Source organism: Segetibacter sp. 3557_3, from assembly GCF_004354985.1.
Taxonomy (GTDB): domain Bacteria; phylum Bacteroidota; class Bacteroidia; order Chitinophagales; family Chitinophagaceae; genus Segetibacter.
This window is the reverse complement of sequence record NZ_SMSK01000024.1, coordinates 45550-65078: the sequence shown is the minus strand read 5'-3', so window position 1 is coordinate 65078 and position 19529 is coordinate 45550. Positions and strand designations below refer to the sequence as shown.

Annotated in this window: 17 protein-coding genes; all 17 read right to left on the bottom strand. The window is 41.4% G+C overall.

From position 1 onward, the window contains the following. Positions 1-217: 217 nt before the first annotated feature. Positions 218-751, bottom strand: a complete 534-nt coding sequence (gene tssO, locus EXU57_RS23180) for a type VI secretion system TssO (RefSeq protein WP_133270650.1) — start codon at positions 749-751, stop codon at positions 218-220. 26 nt (positions 752-777) lie between these two features. Continuing rightward, on the bottom strand, positions 778-1977 hold the full coding sequence (locus EXU57_RS23175; protein ID WP_133270649.1) for a hypothetical protein: 1200 nt from the start codon (positions 1975-1977) through the stop codon (positions 778-780). Positions 1978-1980: 3 nt separating this feature from the next. Then, positions 1981-2856, bottom strand: coding sequence for a TssN family type VI secretion system protein (locus EXU57_RS23170; RefSeq protein WP_133270648.1), 876 nt, complete (start codon positions 2854-2856; stop codon positions 1981-1983). A gap of 208 nt (positions 2857-3064) precedes the next feature. Further along, positions 3065-4009: a type VI secretion system baseplate subunit TssG gene (locus tag EXU57_RS23165; RefSeq protein WP_133270647.1), complete on the bottom strand. Its 945-nt coding sequence runs from the start codon at positions 4007-4009 to the stop codon at positions 3065-3067. Between the two features lie 15 nt (positions 4010-4024). After that, positions 4025-5842 carry a hypothetical protein gene (locus EXU57_RS23160; RefSeq protein ID WP_133270646.1) on the bottom strand — a complete coding sequence of 606 codons (1818 nt, stop codon included), beginning with the start codon at positions 5840-5842 and terminating at the stop codon, positions 4025-4027. A gap of 42 nt (positions 5843-5884) precedes the next feature. Continuing rightward, the gene (locus tag EXU57_RS23155) at positions 5885-6319 is read right to left on the bottom strand and encodes a GPW/gp25 family protein (protein ID WP_133270645.1); all 435 of its coding nucleotides are present in this window, start codon (positions 6317-6319) and stop codon (positions 5885-5887) included. A gap of 943 nt (positions 6320-7262) precedes the next feature. Continuing rightward, a complete protein-coding gene (locus EXU57_RS23150; protein ID WP_133270644.1) occupies positions 7263-8078 on the bottom strand; it encodes an immune inhibitor A domain-containing protein in 816 nt (271 codons plus the stop codon). Positions 8079-8210: 132 nt separating this feature from the next. Continuing rightward, positions 8211-8735 carry a DUF4123 domain-containing protein gene (locus tag EXU57_RS23145; protein WP_133270643.1) on the bottom strand — a complete coding sequence of 175 codons (525 nt, stop codon included), beginning with the start codon at positions 8733-8735 and terminating at the stop codon, positions 8211-8213. A gap of 182 nt (positions 8736-8917) precedes the next feature. Further along, positions 8918-10222, bottom strand: a complete 1305-nt coding sequence (locus tag EXU57_RS23140) for a hypothetical protein (protein ID WP_133270642.1) — start codon at positions 10220-10222, stop codon at positions 8918-8920. Further along, positions 10219-10980: a hypothetical protein gene (locus EXU57_RS23135; RefSeq protein ID WP_133270641.1), complete on the bottom strand. Its 762-nt coding sequence runs from the start codon at positions 10978-10980 to the stop codon at positions 10219-10221. Before EXU57_RS23135 ends, EXU57_RS23140 begins: the two co-directional genes overlap by 4 nt. 163 nt (positions 10981-11143) lie before the next feature. Further along, entirely contained in the window at positions 11144-11557 is a 414-nt protein-coding gene (locus tag EXU57_RS23130) for a PAAR domain-containing protein (RefSeq protein ID WP_133270640.1), read from the bottom strand. Positions 11558-11710: 153 nt separating this feature from the next. Continuing rightward, a complete protein-coding gene (locus EXU57_RS23125; protein WP_165958259.1) occupies positions 11711-13465 on the bottom strand; it encodes a type VI secretion system Vgr family protein in 1755 nt (584 codons plus the stop codon). Positions 13466-13487: 22 nt separating this feature from the next. Continuing rightward, the gene (tssD, locus tag EXU57_RS23120; RefSeq protein ID WP_133270638.1) at positions 13488-13877 is read right to left on the bottom strand and encodes a type VI secretion system tube protein TssD; all 390 of its coding nucleotides are present in this window, start codon (positions 13875-13877) and stop codon (positions 13488-13490) included. Positions 13878-13990: 113 nt separating this feature from the next. Beyond that, positions 13991-14380 carry a type VI secretion system tube protein TssD gene (tssD, locus tag EXU57_RS23115; protein WP_165958257.1) on the bottom strand — a complete coding sequence of 130 codons (390 nt, stop codon included), beginning with the start codon at positions 14378-14380 and terminating at the stop codon, positions 13991-13993. Between the two features lie 524 nt (positions 14381-14904). Then, complete coding sequence (locus EXU57_RS23110) at positions 14905-16284, bottom strand: type VI secretion system contractile sheath protein TssC (protein ID WP_165958256.1); 1380 nt, start codon at positions 16282-16284, stop codon at positions 14905-14907. 39 nt (positions 16285-16323) lie between these two features. Then, positions 16324-16779 carry a hypothetical protein gene (locus EXU57_RS23105; protein WP_133270636.1) on the bottom strand — a complete coding sequence of 152 codons (456 nt, stop codon included), beginning with the start codon at positions 16777-16779 and terminating at the stop codon, positions 16324-16326. Positions 16780-17034: 255 nt separating this feature from the next. After that, the gene (locus EXU57_RS23100) at positions 17035-19527 is read right to left on the bottom strand and encodes an ATP-dependent Clp protease ATP-binding subunit (RefSeq protein WP_133270635.1); all 2493 of its coding nucleotides are present in this window, start codon (positions 19525-19527) and stop codon (positions 17035-17037) included. Positions 19528-19529 lie beyond the last annotated feature (2 nt).

The window sequence follows — 19529 nt, the reverse complement described above, 5'->3', positions numbered from 1 at the left end:
CACTTATCACATTTTACCTCGCTCACCCTTGTTCATATTGAATTCCCGCTTGGCTTTCTCTTCGGGTAGTTGCTTGGGTAATTTTTTGGTAGTACGAAAATTAAAGATCTCGACTCTCCACCTCCTCGAATTTTCGTTTCTATTCCTGCGGCAGTTGTGTTAACGTAGCCCAGTGAAATAATACTATTTTCTTTCGGCTCCATGTTGCATGGAAGCTTCAGAACGGCATGTTTATAGTACCTGCTTCATAACTCTTTCTGCAGACGTCAAGTTTGCCTTGCGCTTCATTATATCTAGTTTCCCAATCCCTTGATTCATTTTTTAACTTCTCAAGTTGTTGTACAGCACCTTTTGATTCCACAGACACTTTGCTTAACAGCCAGTAATCATAAAGCGCATTAAAGATCTCCTTGTTTGTTGATGCATAGATATTGCCTTCCTGGTATTCTAAACCATCAATCAAGTCCAGTTGTTTGGCGATTTCCTGATCTAACAAGGCATTATAAACATCTGATCGTTTCATTGAGTCAATCAGGAACTTTGCTTTCCGGGTAGCCGATGTAAAGCCTTGCTGTTTGTTAACCTGCTGTAGGAATGAGTCGCTTGCAAGTTTTGCTATCTCAATGTCCTTCCCCGGTATCCTTACATCAAAATAAACGGCAACAACAATCAAGAATACCGATAAGACGAATAAGAACAAAAATTTAAAATACGCTTCGCTTCTTGACTTGTTATTTAGTATGAGTTCCATGGATTGTTAATTTGAGTTGACTAGATTCATCCTACATAGTATCCTGCTTTTCCTTTAGAGACTGATTGTGTCTCCGGTTGCGAAACCTTTTCTTGACTAGGAGAGCCAGGAACGATCGTATCTGATACATAATACCGGTTTGTTGAAGGCAGTTTTAGGTCCTGGTCATAAAGCAGCTTAAGTAGCTTTTCAAATGCTTGAAGAAAGTTCGAAATCTTAAAAAAACAATCCTGGATGTTCAAGTGGTTATACCGAATTGTGGCGATTGAGACGAGGGAACTTTGTAAATCATCCTGACCGGGATTGTAAAATTCGCTACAATAATTTAAAAAAGCTTCTTTGCCACATCCCGTGTGAGAGTCAAGCGTGTTTTTAGTGAGACTGGCGAGCGAAGACACCATATTTCTTATAAACACAGGCGGCTGGTATAACGCAAGATTTTTGAAGCCACTTAAATTGATAGCAGTAAAAACGGCTAGTTGTTCGCATAACTTCTGTGTTACGATCGTAAGCTCGTTCTGTGACTTCAATGCCAGAACTTTCTGGATTATATTCACACAATGTCGCTGAATCTCTCCCAGGAAATGTTCAATATTTGCACAAATTTCATGTAGATCCTGGTGACTTCTGCTATCACAACATGGTGGAATGTAAGCTTCATCCCAGGCTGCCCGCAGCCCTTTGATTTTTAATTTTCCTATTGGAATATGAAACTTTCCTAATGCACTCTCTCGCGCTTCGTTTACCGGCATTAATTGATAGGAACACTTTGGCATCACGTAAGGATGATGTAGCGGAAAAACATCGGGATCTATATCACCATAGGGAACGCGATCATACGGATTAATCACAACGACCAGGAAATATTCGGTAGGTATTTCATTTGCAGTTTGTCCGGATGTCCCCAAGACTGGAAGCACTGCTGTAAAATTGTCGCCATCCTCATTTTCCGAACTATCTAGTTCGATTATGTGGCCCCCTAAAGTAATCGCGCGAAAATTCTGAAGCCGGACGTGTACCTGGTGTTGATTATCTAACGTACAAACTATATGGTTGCTACCAACAGCGTCACCAGCCATAAGTCCATAGTTATAAATATTTAAATAGCTTTCCATTACTTGGGATCTACAATATTCTTCGTGGTTAGCAGTGCCAGTGATGTGGGCTGCATTAAGTTTTGTTCCATCTGGAATATTTGGCGCTCGGTGGGGTGATTTTTTTGACATAAATTAATTTAAAAATGGTTTATCCATCCTCTTGCATATGATCACATCATTTTCACTAATGCGGTTATTTGAAATTGTTTTAGCCGGACTTATGTATTTAGTCTTAATCGAATACCACTTGGTCTTTTCATAAAATAACCATCCTTCCGGCTCCCCGTATTCGTCCATGTATTCAATTGGATCATCTTGATGCCGGTCGTTATAGTCGTTTATAAAAAGGTAAAATAAGGTCCCCATTTCTAGGGCAGCAGGCGCCTTAACCCGGAAATTTGTAAAATGTTGTTCCCTGCAGTTCTTTCGGAATTCAAAACTTATCAGTTTTACATTTAAGCCTTGACTCTTATCCATAGGTTCGTCTTCAGGGGGGTACCAGATTCTAAATATTATTGGAGGTATTGCTATAGCGCTATTAAATGTCTGATCAACAAACCATGGGACAATAAAAAAGAAAACACTTGTAACCATGTCATAATGGAGACCATTGGGACTAATAAAACCGTATACAATAAGAAAAGCTATACAACTAGAAATAGCTAATAATAGTATGAGTCCAAGCTCGAGCCATACTCCGTTACCTTCAACAGCCGTTTTACAAAATTCCGGCATCCACTTGACAACGGCTATGCCCATCAAGAGAAAACAACCTTGAAAAATGATGAAAACAATCAATTGGTCTTGTAAGGGCGACCAAGAGGATATGGCTGCAATTCCCCCAGCTAAAACAAACGTGATTAATAAGTACAAGAGCGTAATCCTGGTGTACCGAAAACTTCCCCGAACATTAGCTATAATTTTGATGAGTAGAGCAGATACTCCCGCTACTCCAATACCGAGAAAAAAGAGTGTCTTCGTCAATTCGTTTGCAACCATCTTTTCCATACGCTTACCAGTTAATACATTATCAAATAATCGTGACTAACCTTCAAAAAACTAGCACTCATTTCGTAGCCGTACATACAACGAAGGTTGTTATATCGCGGTGTATGTTTTACAGTACAAGAGTGCGCCAGGGCTTAAAGGTACCGCGGCAGAAAGTGGCTGTTCGGAAGTAGTACTCACCCGCTACGAAAAATCATAACCAAATTTCCTAAACGATACTTGTATACCCGAGTACCGATTGTTCTCCTGGCCCTATCATCGGATTAGCTTCATGAGAAGCAATATCAATCAAGGTAACAACCTCCGCTTCCGCCGGAACAAAAAATTCGTAAAAGGTTTGTAAGAACAGCTTTACAGTTCCTTCCTCTAGGTAGTCTGCAAGAACCGAATTCTCCAATGGCCCTATAGTAAATTCCATTACGGAACGGTGCTCCTTGAATTGACTTCCAACCACAAAATCAATTCCGACATGTTGACTTCCAATTGAACAAATATCTGTCGGCTGTGCAATTGTGTCCCATGCAGACAGCGTCCTTACCCTGACCGGTTCGCTAATGATCCCGTGCAGGCACCGTGCTATTGTATCGGGCTTTCCGGCAATCTGATGCGCATAAGGCAACAAGCCCATCAAAGGAATAACAAATGACTCTTTTATGTGCGGATTGATACCCCAAAAATCAACAAAATATTGATTTAATTGTTCCGATTGAAAACCTCGTAATAGCCTTGTTTCCTCCATTTGGTTTTGCAATAACTGCAGAAAGAGTTCATATTCAAATGGCATGAAAAATTTGCGTATGTCTTTTTCCTTGTGCCTGTTTCTCCTACATTGGTGAGCCACGTTCGCCACGTCCGTAGACTGGTAGCTGGTTATATCCGGCTGAAAAAAAAGTCCTTCAGGGAAATGACCGTAGAGACCTCGACGACTGAGATGCAACTGCAAATATTCTTCTTTATTCGCACCTTCTATGATCTCGGCACTATAGATATCCGGACTGTAATTTTTTACGAAGAAACCATCAAATGCAGTACAAAATTTGTCCGTCATCAAACCTTTTTCCATGAAAAGCGCGAACATTGCTTCAGCCTTCACCTCGCATGGTGCTGTCTGGATTACCCGCGTTAGCCCGGTAATCTGTTCATTCAACTCCATAAATATTGGTTAGTTTTAATTTTTTAAAATAACACGGTACGTCGCCGAAGGTGCTGACTTTTCGTTCAGCAGTGCTAAAAGGTTCTCCTGCCAATAAACACATAGATCATCCTTTGCTGTTACACCTTCATACGCATTCTCATTTAGTTCCACAATGACATCAAGCGACGATTTAAAGCCGCCCTGCTCACCCGGAAGAGTGATTACACCTTTCTGTATACTAATTTTCTTTGCTTTATCCCCCAGGTGATAGCGGCAAAAAGCGCGAATGTCTTGCAATGTTACCAGGCGGTCATTCGACAGCAGAGCGGTTCGGACGGCAGCCAGCTTCTCCGTTACACTTAACTGATCGCGGCCTCCCCTAGTGGCGGTTACCAACACGGCTCTGTTGTCTTGAATATACGCCCCCTTATATAATCGAAGTGGTGTACCCGCATTCATGTTGTTTGCAACATCGCCGTTTGTTCCCCAAAATTTTATTGAGATGCTTCCCATCAAACTTTGCTCGCCGCTTAAAAAAAGATAAGGTATTGATCCTTTTTGGATAGTACTAAACGATGTATTTTGATTTAGCCTGTTAACGGCTTGCTGCAATTGCTTCATCTCACTACTCAAAAGATCTTTATTGATAGTTGAAAAGGCAGCGCTTTCATCGCGCAATAATTGGATCAGTCGATCGATGCTGGCGGCGGCATCCCTTTCATCAAATCGCCCGACGCCACCGTTTCTGACGAGCACCTCCCGTGCTTCTTTCATTTGATTTACTGGAGCTCCAAAGTTTACCGGCGAATTTGCTTTAATATTCACTTGCTGTAAGTCGAAAAATGCTTCGTCAGTTTTGAGCGGGATGATATTTCCAGAGTCCTCAAGCCGATAGGTGACATCATACAATTTTCTGTTTAGCACGGGAAAACAATTCAAATTACATATAACGTCCTGCAACAAGGTATTCGACACCATGTCGGAGAATTGAATCATTATCCACCGCAATGGTAGTTGTAGCATTTGCTCCACTTCCTTCCCGGAAAAAGCATTTAAAATCACCTGGGGAGTTGTACCATCCCCCTTTTTTGATGTCAATCCATCCACATCACCAAGAGTAATGAAAAAGGGCTTGTAAAAAGCATTTACACGAGCTTTAACTCCGCTGCTAACGTTGCCACCTCCTTGAAGCAAGCTCTCCACGTTAATTGTTTCACCAGATATCTCCCTGTCACCATAACCCGGCAGATGATCTAATTGCACACCATTCCAGAACCATTGAGCATTTGGCAAGTGGTGATAAAACAATTGCCTGCCTGAAATATTACGCAATTCAAAATAAAACAAGCTGTTGTGAATAGATACGCATGGTTCGTCGATACCTAACCACAAAGTTGACGATTGAAGTTGATTGCTGCCAGAACTTCGTGCTATCACCTCTTTTTCTGAATTGCTTACCTTGAATAATAAATTCCCCGAGGCCATGAACCTGACAGAAGCCCGGTTTAGGTGAAAAGTAGCGGTAGGCGAGAAAAAGATGTCCTTAACGGCGGGCTCGGGAAGCTGATCCCTGGATGGTGACTTAAAAGTGCCATAAAATTGGGCATCTTCATAAACCTCTGTAGCCGCTTCTACTGGCAGCGCATGGGCGACCGCATGGGCCGGCATTGAAGCGCTTGGTACTTCAGGACAAAGAAGTTGAACCAGGCGTTCAAGTACTCTTGCCCTTGTATCCTGGACCTCGCCCAACACCTTTTCGAGCTCGGCACCCAATGCATTAACAAGCATTGTTATGAATATGTCGAGCTCACCTTCAGCACATCCTAAGGTACGTGCTATGTTCTTTAACATTCTTGTAATTATCTGCTCTTTTGTCTCCATGGCAAATCTGGGTTAATGGTGTGATAATGGTCCTGTATAAAAAAGGTCGCAATACTCGTAGGCTTCATTTGTAGCATTCAGCACCCCTGAAATGGATATTTCGACGCGCCTTTTTGTCCGGTATCCATTAAGCTTACCCCCAATATCCTGCTGTCGAATTTGCAGATCCACGCGGATACTGTTAATCCTTTTTTCATATTTCTCAATCGAACAAAGCAGCGAATGTCTAAGCATTTCCTTCATTTTTGCGCCACTCGTCATATTATCAAAATCATGATCCCAAATGTTGCAACCAAAATTTTCGTCAGCTGGCAATTCGCCTAAGGCCGTAGTTAACATCAGGTGAAGGTGCTGATCAATTGACTGCCGGAGTGAACAGGTCGCAAGCCCCTCGCCAAGATATAATCTATCTAATGCCAACGGTAAAGAATAGTACTGAATACTCATTTACTGTTTAGTTTAGTTGGTTATAGTAATGTCTTTTAAGACGGTCAAATGTTACCTTGACTACAGAAAAATGATACCTAAAATTTCCTTCTACGGCTTTTTTTTGTCGTTTCAGTTTTGTTCATTGCTTCTTCTCTGATGGTAAGTTCATTTGTATGACAATCCCATATTGAAAGATAATTTTCTGACCCAACGTAGTACTTCTCTAGTTTAAAAAACTGCTGATAAAGCATTAGACTACAAATGTCGGTAGAAGTAATAAAGTCGCCTGTTGCTGCTAGGTGTATGTGATTTGCTGCCACAATTCTTGCACCTTGTGGTATTTAATCTCTAGTCTCCCTGAAATCATGAACAATAATGTTCTGGTGTATTTGCTTCTTGTTAATCAGCCTATTGTTGTTGTCAAAAGTCAGCAAATAATCGTTTACAAAAAGTTATAGCTTGGGTTCCTGGGATGCTGATAAAATATACACTTTCTTTTCACCGTTCGATATTAGTGGTACCAAGTTTAGATTTGTATTCTTATATACCTTAAAGAAACGATCGCCATTAATTGCTCTTAAAGCAACTGAATGAATTGCAAAAAGGTCTGCTTCGTATTTTATGAATTCTCTTTTAAAGAGATCAACTTCAGCAGTTTCAAGATTGAAGCTGCCATCAAACGTAATAATGCAAATCACCTTCGGTTTGCCTTCATGTGAAAAAAAATACACTTTTCAATATCACGCTCTACATAAGGGATGTAACCGTCCGGTTTTTGTTTACCTGGCTCGCAAAAATATCTGTTGCGAGCCAGTCTGACATTTCACATCTATATAGTCGCTGGCCTTCGTCTAGAATTAACTTCCTTTCCTTTTCAATGTCATTTATGTTCATAGTGTTTGTTCTTGCAACAAAGAATGATGGGCGTTTACCATTCTGTATTATCCAAAGCAAAGTTTTCTTACATCATTTTAATTGTACAACTTACTTTTGATCCTAATCTTCTTCTTAAGAATTCCTGAACCTCGATGGCGATATTCCAAGCATGTCGTGGTTTTAGTATGCCATTGTTATTAGCCATATGTGTTGCCAAATTCGGCACACTCAGCATTCGTTGAAAATACGTTAGAGTGGAGACCGGCACATCCCACATTCCATCCGGCTTAAGATATCTTACATATGCTTTTTCTGTCTCCGTATACTCATCAGGCAAGCCCAGGCAATGTCCGAACTCATGGGCGTAGACGGCAACTGACGTTTCTATATGTGTATGAACCGCATCGATTATTTCCTTGTGTTCCCTCAAAGGCAAGTAGTGTACATACACTTTATAATCTTCCCGGGTGTTAACCCAAACAGGTTTAAAAATGACCTTAAATATCTTCTTGCCACATTCGGGGTCATGGACTTCAAGCCTGAATTTGCCATTCCATACTTCGTTGATGCCATCTTCCATCTTCTTTTTGGCATAGATTACATCTAGCTTTGTTACCATATCAAATGGTTCTACTTTAAACTTAACTGAAACAGTAATTGAACTGCCAGAATTGAGAGGAATGTCAATTCCATAACTAATAAACGCAAAAATGTTTCTATCAAGTAATCGGGTTCCATCTTTTGCAAACTGGCGGTAATACTTTGTACTTGGTTCAAGTATCCGAGTTTTATAGTCTTTTATCCAACATATCCGACATGGTAACACGCAGCCATCCGTGGCTGAATTCATTTTTCCCCTTGCTGCTTCATTAGCACTTCTATAAACGTCGGCAGTTTTCATTTTAATTTACCATTAAATTTCCCACGTCGGTCTATTCAAATAGCATGACAGCATGATTCGAAGGACTTTGACTTCCCCCCCTGTCAATCTATACCCACGTAGATTTGTAAATCGCAGGTTTATAGGACCAACTTATTTTTGCTCCGTGAGCAAGGCCAACAACTTCATTACCCGCTCTTTCGGAATTCGATCAGTTTTAAGTAAATGGTCTTGTAACGAATAAACAAGTGCATAACCTGAATTTTCATCTTCACAGATAAATTGCTCCACAGGACCAAAAAAGTCGTTTAGTTGCCTGCCAGTGCAGGTTGGTAGAAATTCCCGAAGTACGCGCGGGTCATAGTACCTGAAATACAATTCCTGGCCATCCTCTGTTTTGACCAGCAGGAACTTTCTAAAATGTTTATGTAATTCCTCAAATGCAAATTCGGTTCTGACCAATACTCCCCAGGCGTTACCCCAACCATTTTCCAAATACCATTTTCCAAACTCCACCTGTCGTGACAGGGCAAAAAGATAAGGTGCCACCTCCGCTAACTGCTCTTCACTCCGCCCTCGATACAAGGACGAATTCTTAGAATTAAACTCCTTTGCCCTGTGTATTTCGAGACCGACGCGGGCGGCGTCGATTAATATAAAACCGAAGGGTATGTGCATTACAGTGCCGTGTTGATTTAAGAGCAAGAAATATGGTAACTGAATCATTTATACTCAAATCGAGCATACAACATGTAAATTTTATTCCTACATACGTTATTAACAGGAGACCGATTAACATTTATAATACGGCATTGGTAAAAGTTTTTTATGCTTCCTTTCACATCGCATCCCATCTGCTACTATCGAACCGGTAAATGTTTTCTTATTATTTCCCACTGCCAACGCCATGTTGCTAGTAAAGAACGGTCATTATATGACATAATGTTGTCCGTTTTGCCTTCCTTAAATAAATACTTCATTTCTTCTAAAATTGGTCCAGGCTGTTTATGCGTATGATGCAATCCTAAACCGTGTAAAACTTCGTGACTCAAAATTCCAGGTAATCTTGGGCCACCCGTATTAGTGAACAATACCACGTTCTGAACACCAGGGGCCTCATTCTTAGCTTCGGCATGGGTAAGACTGAAATGATTAAAGCAAAATATCGTAAAATATTTTTCACTTTCATACTTCTTATATTTAGGTTCGCTAAAAAATGTCTTCCTAATATGTTGAAACATATTTCGATCTTCTACTAATCCGCGATCTTGAATCCAGGTACCGTAAAAAGTTTTAAATGGTGGCCCTATATGTTTATAAATAAATTGGCCATTAATTCTAAACTCTTTGTCGTCAGTTAAATCAAGACTGGCGTATTCAATAGTTACATGGATTAATACCTGGTGTAATGTATTGTGAAGATGTCGTAGCTCTTCCTCTGATATATTCCCAGGTTGGTCATTGAAATAAGTTTTTACATCTATTAGAACCAATTTTAGTTCTCTTCTATTAAGTGAGCTATTAGGAGGTAACTTAATTATCCCGGCTAAAATTCTCGTGCCTTCAAAGAGTGACCAAGCTTTAATTTGTTGAGGAGTGACATATTCAGCGATACAGGTTATTTTAAGCGTTTCCAAAGAAACCCTTTTGTTCCCTACAGCTTTATCAGATAACGTTTCCTTATTTAAGGTGAAGTAGGCGGTGTTATATTCCAATTCAATTTTTTCGGGTGAATTCTCCTTTACAGTTGTTAATATTTTGAGTTCTGCTTCAAAAGGCGGAGTAGGCGTTCCCGGGGTATTCTTTGGATATAAATTCAAATACGGAACGAAATACTCATGTAGCTCTCCTGATTGCAACTTTATTGCCTTAATATCACCCTTATATTCACCTTTCAATAATCCATAGGCTTCAGTCGGTGTATACCCTCGGGTCGATCCTTTCTTATATCCTCCCGTCAAAATGTCCTTATATGCTTCTTCTCCTTGTTTCTCTCCGGTACCGCCGACACGCAGCCAGTCGAATCCATATTCGCCTTTCCAATCGTCTTTCGGCCTAAATTCCACGGCACACTTTGAACCCTTCGCCGGGCACGGTTGAACACTTCCATTACAATCGGTTCCTGGCTTTTTGCTTGCAGTAGTATAGGCATCACTGGCACTCATATGTTAATTGAAAGGGCGGTTCGCAGATTATTAATGGCGCTGTTATAAAGCGCTTCAACTTTTTCCGATTGATCGCTTGAACCAGGATCGTTTAATATTTTTCCTGCCCAGGCATACTTTGGATCCCGATCAAAACCACTGCCCAACATAAACATGCACACAAAATAAATAAGTAAATTCGGCTGAGATGTAATTCCATACCTCCGAGCGTTACGCGTTCCAATCCCGATCATCTTAAGCAGGTCCGGCTCACCAACGGCAGCATATTTTTGAGGGAACACCTGATTTAGATAATACAGTGGTCCACTCGTTCTACCATTCATTACCGTTTCAAGCAGCGTATCAGAATTCGACAGTATATTAAGCAAAGCACGTATTAGAAACACATTTTGGCGGCCCATTATCTGGTGAGTAATGTCTAAAACCTTTTCACAAAGCTTATCTACCCGGTAATTCGGATGTTCTTCCGTCTCATCGTTCAATATCAACCTGATTGAGGGGTAAAGAGGATCGGTTTCATAATTGCTACCAAGCAGCATCATATTATTGATGTACAAGCAAACATTTCTTTTTGTGCTAAGTCCATACTTCCTGGCTTTTAGATAACCATATTCAATGGTGTTTCGAATGCCCTTCTCCTGTATCGCCTTAAAATGATTTGGAAAGAACTCCCGAATATGTTCGACCATTTCCTCTTCAAAGTTCTTTAAAGCATGCGCTTTAAAAACCTCCATCTGTTTATTTAGAATCACTAACATTTTGGTAGCTTTTTTAATAATCATCACCAACCTTTGACTGCCCTTTAAACCGCCGTCTGTTACCCGGAATGGCGGATGGCTAAAGTGATACTATCGGCATCTCTCTTCACGTGAGGGCAGCGCTCCTTTCGATAACACAACACTAGTTTGTATCAACTTATGATCAGCCGGTTTCCGTATTTTTACACTGCTCACAAAAAGGTGTTCCATTCTCGGCTGCTTCTCTTAACGATATCACCTGGGGATTTGTCGAAAACGTTGCTACAGCAATACCGCCCCCTTTAGTGTCGCCAATCAACACAGTTGCACAACCCATTGTTATCTTTCCACCATGGGCACAACTGTCGCCCATTCTTGCTGCAGGCATACCACCGATAATAACCCCTGTGGATCCGGACACAATAGTGTCGGGCGGTCCTACACAAACACAGGTGGTATTCAAAACAGCAGCGGGTAATCCGGCAATCAAAACGGTAGGGCAACCTGGTCCGGAGATGGGCCCACCAACGTGTGGCTTTCGTCCCTCAGACCGGGGGCACACATGCATGTCGGTTATACGTGCCGCCGGCTTACCCATGGTATTCAATTGAAAATTGCATATAGATCATATTAATCTGCTGTTTGTCGCACAAAGCGTCTACCCGTACAAGTGAGTGACACAACGATGCTGATAAGTGACTCTTCAGCCCGCTTCACAAAAAACCTAACCACAACACATATCAATTTAAACCTAGTTTAATATAATTTGCACTCCCTCAACCACTACATTGCCACCATCACTCTTTATTTTCGTCTCCGAACTGCCTGCAACATTCGACGTCGCACCTTCCATACTAACTTCGTTGCTATTACCACTTGCGGTGAAAGATGCCTGCCCGCTAACCATACTAGCCTTTTCAATTGCCGAAGTGTTTACCTTCGTTCCTGTAATATTGATAGTCCCATCTTTCAGCAATTCAATCTTTGATTCGCCGCATGTAATCACAATGCTTTCACTGGATGTTACATTAATGTTTCCTTTTCCATCCCATATTGTGTTGTTTCCTTTGCTGTCCGCGATATGAATACTCCCTTCTTTATCATTCATCATGATCTCAATACCATCCCTTGTTCGTATTACCTTATTATCATTACCAATGTTGCTGTATTCATTTTTGGCTTTGCTGTGAGAAACACTACCAACGACATACGGCTTAACTGGACTGTTGCCTTCGAATCCTACTATCACTTCCTCGCCAATTTCTGGCATAAAATAAAATCCTTTTCCGTCGCCTGCGTAAGGCGTAATAACACGTAACCAAGGTGTTTTTTCTGTGGTTTTCATCCAGTGAAATCGTACCCGTATTCGTCCCAGCCCCTCTAGGTCATGGTTGTCCGTTACTATGGCACTCTGCGTCTCGCAGTTCGGTTCTGCATATATTCCTATGGGTGGAACGGTTACTGAGGCAGGTATTGCAATAAAATCATTGGAATATTTACCTTCGCCACTGCAGTGATGATGGACTGAAATAACCCGGTACTCGCCGGATGACTGATCATTAAAGCCGCTTTTCTGTAGTTCCTGCACTTTCACAGTACCACCTACTTGTATGCCGGGATGGCCGGCGGTACCACTGAAACGAACCATATTGCTGCTTTCTAATATGGCGCGCATTTCTGCTACATCGTTCAACTGTTTTTTATCGGTAAGAAACTGGTTTTGCCATTGTTTGGGCTGTGTGTCAAAAAACTGGCCGCTTATCTGAAAGGCGTATTGACCGAGGTCATTGAGCCCTGCCTTGCTGGCAATAGCGGCCGGTGTGACGTCGTATGCCTCGTTATTCGTGTAGTCATAACCCTTCAACTGAAACCGTGTTGGGCGAAGTTGCATCATTGTGTTAAAACTGGTAAGGCTGCTCCCGTAAACCAGGTTAACTGCTTCACCTTTGGGCGTGCCCAACACCAGTTGTTTTCCATCATAAAAAAGCCATTCACCAAAACCTGCGCTTAGCCTGCTAATAAACTGCCAGGCTGTCTCTTTATACTGCACTACGTAAAAAAAGGTTTCGTTGCACAAAGGTGAAATCTGGGGCTTCGATAAACTTTTTGTAAAATGGCTAAATACATCATCGGCTATATCCCTAATTGTCTTTGTTTCCCAGGTTTTGCAATGAGGGCCGTTATCGCACAAGATAGTCGGGCTGTAGCCACTAATAATAATGTCGCCTATAAAACCACCATGGCGCGCTGCCTCGACCTGAGTTACAAGGCCGGAAAACTCTAAAGTACCCGGCGCATCAACGCCAACAATACGCAGAAAAAAACTACCCCCTACGAGGTTTTTCGATGACTCTAAAGGACTGTTTGAGTTGCTGCTTATCGCATCAGCAGGACATACCAGGCGAAAGGTATGATGTTCATAAATCCCTTGCGAGAGCGAGAGAGAGGTATACTTGTTTATTTTACTGCCATTGATGATAATATTGACAGAAGTAAATTGAGCCATATAATATAGTTTAGATTCTAAGTTATTTCGGCCAATTTTTTTCAAATGCAGAGTCATTCAACTTTAATTTGCGGGCGCTTATCTGAATATTAACCTGCATTGGTTCTTCGCCTTTGTGACCGAAGGTTTCCCGATAACTTACGCAATAAGCGTCAGTAAACTCCAATGTCTTTAATTTAATCATATTATCGCTCCTGTAAAAGGTAATAATACCTTTTTTTGTCTGGGTAGGGCTGATCATCCAATCAAACAAATCTGTTTTGCCATTGCTTTCCAATACAAGATTTACAGATCCTCCAAGTGGTATTGCCGTAGGCTTACCTGTGGCATCAATGTCTTGATTGAACCCGTAAGTACAATGCAAAACATTCATTTCTTCTTCTTCTAAAACCAGTTGTGCTATAAAAGACATTGTCTGAAGATTAAGGTTAAGAGAACTCAAGTCCATCTACTTGACGTCATCAAAATTTGGTGCTCGCACTTGAGTAAAAACGGGCAGACATCAGCCACCCGTTTTAAGAGTAATCATTGCACCCATTTGTTTGTATATCCACCCGTCCCCATCTCAATAGATTTAGCGCTGATCGTAAAGGTTTGTGTAACCGGATCAACACCGGTGCTGTTGAAGTTTTCATGGTATTGCACCATGTAAGCTTCTGTAAATTTTAACTCTCTCTGCGTAGACTCATTGTCGCGTTTAACAAATACAATAGAACCATCTTTACGTTCAAAATTGTTACACATCCACTCAAAGAAGGTAGTGTCGGAAGTGGATTGAACAGTCAAGGTGATTTTCCCGGCTCGGGTAACTTCAGATGGGAGTCCGGTAGCATCGGTTTCCCGGTTCAATCCGTAATCAAGGTTAAGCACGTTTACTTCCAGTCCCGCTACTTTTAATTTAAGTTCAAAAGCCATGTCGTTTAGTTTTTTGGTTAAAAATTGAAATAAAATGTTTATATATAATAAGTTTAGCGCCTGAATGTGTAAGAATTTTGAAGCAAGCTTCATATTGGCTATTTGGCTTTTCTTGCGTCGCACACTTGTACGGCTAAATACTACGCAGCCGATTAAATTGTGAATTGATGTAGAATTTGTTGAGAAGCCTTATCATTTTAATCGAAGTAATAAATAAAATGCACACACGCAGATACAATCACGAATGATGTGAATCACTTCAGACTTTAGGACACACTAATTAGGGCTGCAACGTGTTCTCTTTTGCTAAACAGAAATGGAGGCTATACAAGTCTGCGATAGCGCTTTAAGGCGCCAAGCAGCAACGGCAATTTTAACAGAGATGCGTCCGCGGCAACAGACAGTTTGCATTATCTCTTTTAGCCGGCGTTATGTCGAACGAAAAATCCAAGATCACAAATTTCCTTTAAATAGACTGACATTTTAAACTTATCAGACACTTGTTGGATCACAGAATTACCAGCCTATTTTTCCTGTGTATGTTCGAACCGCCATTTGATACCTTCATCACCGTTCTGGCCATCCATCTGTATCAGAAAACTTTTTGCAGGAAAGAAGGGTGTAATACTAATATTCAGGAATATCTGATCCTTCTTATCTGGATTCTGCTCAAACTTTTTTATCTCAAACTTTTCAATGTAATTGTAAGGGCCGGTAATTCCATCCAGAAACTTTACAATCTTTCCGAATAGTTCCTTACGCTTGTTTGCCGTAAAATTCTGAAATGCACTCCTGTTTAGAAGATCCATCATAACTTTGCCAACCCAGTCAAATACCCTTACAACAGAATATATCTGGTAACCAATATTATCACCATTATACAAGGTTCTTCCGGACATGACCAATACTTTACCAAATTCGTATACAACGGGAAGCAATCCTAGCTGGTCCAGTTCTGAGATCTCTGTTTTCTTGAAATGACTCTTCACCCCTGCTAATTCATTTAGCGCGCCGTATGTTACCCCTGCTGTAACTTGCTGTATTGGATTTTTGTAGATTTTACCCGCAAGAGCGGCAGACGGGGGAATATACAAGTGTTCCTGTTCAGCTATTTCTAAGAACTTTCCCCTGCCAATTGGCCAATTACCAGCCATTATTACGTTTGATCGATAGATCTCAGAACCCGTTAAATTCGCAGCATGAAATAACTCCATTAGTTCATCCGGGCTATCAACATCTTCGAAATCGGTAATTAGCAATACTTTACTTTCGTGAGCAATTTTTGCCCATTTTTCAACCACCTTATTTGATCCAAGATATCCGGGAACAACTAAAAGACTGTAATTTTCCTGAAGGTCGAGCCGGTCGTAGTGGTCGACCAATTCCTTTTTCACGGCATCTATGAAGATCGAATTATCAAGGTCTTTCAGCTGCTCAGGATGTGCATTTAAAAAGGACACATTCTTTACTTTGTCGCACTCCGTATTTTTAAAGAACAGGTCCACGGCCCTGTAAGAAGTCTCCAGCTCTCTTGATTGGGCGACAGCAGTGCGAAGATTTTTTTTCAACAGCTGATCCGAAACCTGAAATTTCGTGTCACAATCTTCAATTAATATTGCTATTTCGGCATTATTGCTAAGAATATCAGTCCACAGTTGAAGGGTTTTTTTCAACTCGTCACGGGCAGGCTTCATGTCCGCTTCCTCAAGCAACTTTCTCTTTAGTGCGCCCCTTTTTCGCGGATCGAAACATCTAATCGATTCGATGCCTGTTCGTTCGACGACTTCAAATCCCCCTAGCTTCTCCCAAGCCTCTACAGCGGCAATGGATTGCGCCTCCTTAACCCAGGTATTTGGTGAATCCTGATATTCTAACTCATGCGCTATTGTTGGTATTGATTGCATAATAATTGATTTTTAAAGAACATAATTATAGGAAGAATCTTACTTGGCCCCGTCTAGTTCATTCATCATTTCCTTGAAAAAGTTTAGAAAATACTGCCGGGTGATTGGATCTGAAAGAGCCTTGTTTAAAACCCGGTTAAATCTGAGCTCGTTGCCGAGTTTTTGATATTGCTCTTTTTCATGGGAAAGTTCTTTGAGCAGGCCACTTTGAGCAACAAAACTTTTTAAACTAAAGTCTGCTAAACTTTTGAAGCGTATTGTTTCCTCACGGGTTGTCCCGTTTTTATCTTCAAACGCTACGTTTATACACGGTTGATAATGTTCTAAAACTTTACCGGTATCGGTTAGCCCTTCTGCAATCGTCGGCTTTACCGGAGGATTTGCCGTCAATAATCCTGCATAAAGCGTTCGATCCAACGGCAAATGTTTGATCGATGGACTTAGCTCGGGGGATTGCACAAAGCCACCGACACCATCATTTACTACTTGGGACATAACTAGAGTTTTATAAAGTGATTTAATTGGTTTGAAAGAGACTACCTTCCTCTGGTCGTCGGAGTTACTAACTGCCGAAGATTGTCGCGCAACGTGGCACAATAGTGATACATGTATTAGCCTAAACAGCCTTCTCCACTTTCTGAATTTCTATTCGAATAACCTGCCTCTATTAAGATGTCTACAACAGCCTATAAACGTTACCCGTCCTTGAACAATTTTTTGAGGGAATGCTCATCCTAGCTTAGCATACATCTACCTGCGGATATCCCAATGAAGTTCATTCAGGTCATCAACACCCAGTTCCACACTACAGCCTTCAGTTACTTTGCCAAGTATAATCAGCGGTGATAAAGGTTTTCGCACGAGAGTGCGTATTGCACTTGCCACGACCCTTGCCCCGTACAATGGACTAAAGCCCGCATCGGAAATTTGACGGACCGCGGCTTCAGAAATGTTTAACTGTATCCCTTGCTTTTCAACCGTACTAGCGAAATCTGCCAACTGCATCTTTGTGATGGTTTCAACCATTTGATGGCTCATGGGCGCGAAGGGAATTGCCTCTGTTAATCTTCCCAGGAACTCTGGTCTGAAATGTCGCCCCATTGCATGCGTTAATAGTTGTGGCGACGGAATTTCACCCTGGTTAAATACGCTCGCAATTTCATTACTCGCTATGTTTGATGTGAAGATGATTACGGCGTTTGTAAAGTCTCCTTCTTTGCCGAGTTTATCGTGAAATTTACCCTCATCCATAATTTGGAGGAACACATCGAAGATAGAGGAATGTGCTTTTTCAATCTCGTCGAACAGGACTACAGAATAAGGCTGTTGCCTGATCTTGTTGACGAGCTCCCCACCTTTCTGGTGTCCCTCATATCCCGGTGGTGAACCGTGCAACAACGCTACTGCATGTTGTTCCTTAAACTCGGCCATATCAAATCGTATCATAGCGGACTCGTCCCCAAATAAGAATTCGGCTAATGATTTTGCCAGCTCTGTTTTCCCTGTACCAGTGGGGCCTAGAAAGAAAAATGAAGCTATTGGCTGACCCGGTTTACAAAGCCCAGCACGAGCCTCCAGAATGGCATCACAAATCGATGTTATGGCATGATCCTGACCAATAACCCGTTTCTTCAAATCTGTTGCCATGTTCGATAGCTTTTTGCGCTCTTTTGTCTGAACCTTCCCCAGTGGAATATTGGTCTTTTCGGAAACAATCGCCGCCAGGTCACTAATATTTAGAGTAAAACGTTTGTCCTGTGCTGCTGCAGTTAACTTCTCCAAGGCTAAGCCAATCTGGCTCTTTACCTCATTGGCTTTTTTCAATTTAACCAGATCTACTTCTATTTGTAAATTATTCCAAAGAAGCGGACTTATCGAGTGATTTAATTCTTTGTAAAACCACTTCCAATCGTCCACTAAATATTTACTGCCATCCTGATCATCTTTACACCACAAGTCGAATTTGATCTTTGCCTCCTTAATGCTTTTTGGGCCAACATCATTAGCCAATTTCAGCGCAGACATTGCGCACTCTGCAAGGTCAATGGCGGCATCAGGCAGCTTCTGGTCTTTGACGTACCTCTTTGCAAATCGGATACTTTCATTAATAACATCATCAGGGATATTGATTTGGAGTTTTACCTCATAATATGGAAGGACAACTTTTAGCATATGAAAACAGCATTCAACATCAGGTTCTTCGACTGTCAATCGTTTAAAACGACGGTTAAAGGTTCTATCAATTTCTATGCACTGCTGGTATTCATCTGTTGTTGTGGCTCCTATAACAGTAATCTCACCACGTGCCAGTTCCGTTTTTAATATATTAGCCATACCTGCTGCTGACCCATGCTTCTCGAGAAGAAGATGAATTTCATCAATGAATAGTATAGGGACTCCGAATTGCTTAATTTCTTTCAATACACTCCTTAGCCGATCTTCAACTTCGCCTCTATAAGATGCTCCAGCTACTATCGCACCACAGTCTAACTCAAACATTCGTGCATCAGCCACGTGTTGGGGCACCTTCCCATGCAGGATAGCCAATGCAAATCCATCTACCAGTGCAGACTTTCCGACGCCAGGCTCACCGACAAGTAAAACATTTGGTTTTGACCTTCGAGCAAGTGTTTCCGCCATCAACCTTATCTCTTTGTCCCGGCCGATAATAGCATCGACTCTTCCCTGCATTGCAAGCGCGTTTTTATCTATGCAATACTTTAATAATGCATGCTGTGCACTATTGGTTGACGCGGGCTTTGTATAACTACCCCCAGCGAATAACACATCTTTTAGTTCATCGTTATCAATATTGTTTTTAATTAACTCATGGGGTCGTAGGGGAAAGGTTTTTAATTGTTCACAACTAAATCCAACACCAGGAGTGCTTAAAGCGCTTAACAGGTGGATAGGTTCTAAAGCATCTTTTGCTAGTTTGAGCCGAATGCTATCAGCTTCATAGATGACTTCTGTTGTGGCCGTGCTTCCCATAATTATCTCCGGAGGAAAGCTGCATTTGGCGATACCTTCGACTCTTATATCTGCCCACTCATCAAGATAATAGACATCTTTGCTTAGTTTTTTCAATACCGGATGCAAGCCTGAATCTTTATGCAGCAACCCTTTCAATAAGTGCGCGGGCGCGAGTACCTCGTGCATGTATTCGCGGGCAATAGCCTGCGCGATCTTAATGGATCCTTTTGCAGTATCAGACAATGTAAATTCTGGAAATTGTTTGAGCATGA

Coding starts and splice junctions, on each gene's coding strand:
- tssO (WP_133270650.1), bottom strand. CDS start 751: ATGGAACTCATACTAAATAACAAGTCAAGAAGCGAAGCGTATTTTAAA.
- EXU57_RS23175 (WP_133270649.1), bottom strand. CDS start 1,977: ATGTCAAAAAAATCACCCCACCGAGCGCCAAATATTCCAGATGGAACA.
- EXU57_RS23170 (WP_133270648.1), bottom strand. CDS start 2,856: ATGGAAAAGATGGTTGCAAACGAATTGACGAAGACACTCTTTTTTCTC.
- EXU57_RS23165 (WP_133270647.1), bottom strand. CDS start 4,009: ATGGAGTTGAATGAACAGATTACCGGGCTAACGCGGGTAATCCAGACA.
- EXU57_RS23160 (WP_133270646.1), bottom strand. CDS start 5,842: ATGTTAAAGAACATAGCACGTACCTTAGGATGTGCTGAAGGTGAGCTC.
- EXU57_RS23155 (WP_133270645.1), bottom strand. CDS start 6,319: ATGAGTATTCAGTACTATTCTTTACCGTTGGCATTAGATAGATTATAT.
- EXU57_RS23150 (WP_133270644.1), bottom strand. CDS start 8,078: ATGAAAACTGCCGACGTTTATAGAAGTGCTAATGAAGCAGCAAGGGGA.
- EXU57_RS23145 (WP_133270643.1), bottom strand. CDS start 8,735: ATGCACATACCCTTCGGTTTTATATTAATCGACGCCGCCCGCGTCGGT.
- EXU57_RS23140 (WP_133270642.1), bottom strand. CDS start 10,222: ATGAGTGCCAGTGATGCCTATACTACTGCAAGCAAAAAGCCAGGAACC.
- EXU57_RS23135 (WP_133270641.1), bottom strand. CDS start 10,980: ATGTTAGTGATTCTAAATAAACAGATGGAGGTTTTTAAAGCGCATGCT.
- EXU57_RS23130 (WP_133270640.1), bottom strand. CDS start 11,557: ATGGGTAAGCCGGCGGCACGTATAACCGACATGCATGTGTGCCCCCGG.
- EXU57_RS23125 (WP_165958259.1), bottom strand. CDS start 13,465: ATGGCTCAATTTACTTCTGTCAATATTATCATCAATGGCAGTAAAATA.
- tssD (WP_133270638.1), bottom strand. CDS start 13,877: ATGTCTTTTATAGCACAACTGGTTTTAGAAGAAGAAGAAATGAATGTT.
- tssD (WP_165958257.1), bottom strand. CDS start 14,380: ATGGCTTTTGAACTTAAATTAAAAGTAGCGGGACTGGAAGTAAACGTG.
- EXU57_RS23110 (WP_165958256.1), bottom strand. CDS start 16,284: ATGCAATCAATACCAACAATAGCGCATGAGTTAGAATATCAGGATTCA.
- EXU57_RS23105 (WP_133270636.1), bottom strand. CDS start 16,779: ATGTCCCAAGTAGTAAATGATGGTGTCGGTGGCTTTGTGCAATCCCCC.
- EXU57_RS23100 (WP_133270635.1), bottom strand. CDS start 19,527: ATGCTCAAACAATTTCCAGAATTTACATTGTCTGATACTGCAAAAGGA.